Source organism: Actinomadura sp. RB99 (genome assembly GCF_014706005.1).
Classification (GTDB): Bacteria; Actinomycetota; Actinomycetes; order Streptosporangiales; family Streptosporangiaceae; genus Spirillospora.
Genome location: NZ_JABMCA010000170.1, coordinates 1 through 1,677 on the forward strand (window position 1 = coordinate 1; position 1,677 = coordinate 1,677).

1 pseudogene is annotated in these 1,677 nt (G+C 81.2%); it reads left to right on the plus strand.

The features are described from left to right. Positions 1-1,677, plus strand: a pseudogene (locus amrb99_RS49350) (SMC family ATPase); the annotation flags it as partial.

The following is a 1,677-nucleotide window of genomic DNA, read 5'->3' on the forward strand; positions in this document are numbered from 1 at the left end:
CGCCGCGCCGCGGCGAGCAGGTGCCGGAGCCGGCCGCGGACGTGGAGGTGCTGCCGGCGTGGGCGGCGGAGCTGGCGGGCGAGCACGTCGACGTCCGCGCGGCCGCCGACGGGCTGCGCGACGAGGCGGACGCGGCGGTGCGGGCCGCGCGCGAGGCGCTGGAGGCCGGGCGGGAGGTGGCGGAGCGGCGCCGGCGGCGCGCCGACGCGCTGGCGCGCCGTGACGCGCTGGCCGAGCGCGCCGAGGAGCGGTCGCGGCTGGCGTCGGGGCTCGACGCCGCCGCGCGCGCCGACCGGGTCGTGCCGCTGGTGCGCGCCGTGCAGGACCGGCATGTCCGCGCGGGCCAGGCGCGCCGGTGGGCCGAGGAGACCCGTTCCCGGGTCGGGACGCTGCTGCCGCCCAGCGCGTCCGAGGACGTCCTGGCGAAGGCCGAGCGCGCGCGCCGCGACGAGGTGGCGAAGCTGGCGGACCGCCGGCAGGAGGCGACGCGGCTGACCGAGCTGGAGGCTGAGCGGGCGGAGCTGGACCGCGAGATGGCGCGCCTCGAACCCGAGGAGGCGCGGATCGCCGCGGCGCTCGCCGACCTCCCCGGCATCGTCGAGGCGCGCCGCGCCGAACTGGACGCGGCGCGGATCGCCGCGGCCGGGCGTCCGGGCGCCGAGGCGGCGGTGGCCGACGCGCGGCGCCGGCTCGACGCCGCGCACCGCCGCGACCAGGTCGGGCACCTGCTGGGCGAGGCGGAGGCCGCGCACCGCGACGCGGTCGACGCCGCGCAGGACGCCCGGCAGCACGTCCTCGACCTGCGGCAGGCGCGGCTGGACGGGATGGCGGCCGTCCTCGCCGAGGAGCTGGAGGACGGTGAGCCCTGCCGGGTCTGCGGGTCCACCGAGCACCCGGCCCCGGTCACCTCGCTCGCGCTGATCCCGACCGAGGAGCAGGTCGACGAGGCGCAGGCCGCCGCCGACCGCGCCCAGCACGGCCGGGAGGACGCGGCGCGCCAGGTGGAGGCGCTGCGCACCGAGCGCGACGGCCTGCTGGAGGCGGTCGGCGAGGCGGCCGCCGAGGCCCTCGCCGCCGATCTGGCCGAGGCGGAGGAGGCGCTCGCCGCGGCGGTGGCGCGGGCCGCGGAGGCCGACCGGCTGGAGAGCGTCCTGCACCGCGACGAGCAGGAGCTGGAGCGGGTCCGCGACGCCCGGGACGGCAACGTCCGGGCGCTCACCGCGAACCGCACCCGGCGCGCGGAGCTCGACGCCGAGGAGAAGCGGCTGCGCGCGGCGCTGGACGAGGCGCGCGGCACGGACGCGACCCTGGAGGCGCGCATCGACCGGCTCGGCCGCGAGGCCGACGCGCTGGCCGAGGCCATGGACGCGCTGAGGGAGGCCGACCGCGCCGCCGAGGAACTCGCCGCCGCTCGCGCGCGCGCCAAGGCCACCGCCGAAGAGGAGGGCTTCCGCACGCCGGACGAGGTGCTCGCCGCCGCGATGCCGGACGAGGACCAGGCCGCGCTGCGCGACCGGCTCCGCCGCTTCGACGACGAGGAGGCCCTCGTCCGCGACCTGCTCGCCGACCGCGCGCTGGCCGAGGCGGCGGCGGGCCCCGCCCCCGACCTGGAGGCGCTGGAGGCGGCGCTCGCCTCGGCGGAGGACGCCCGGACCGGCGCGGCGTCCGCCGCCGACC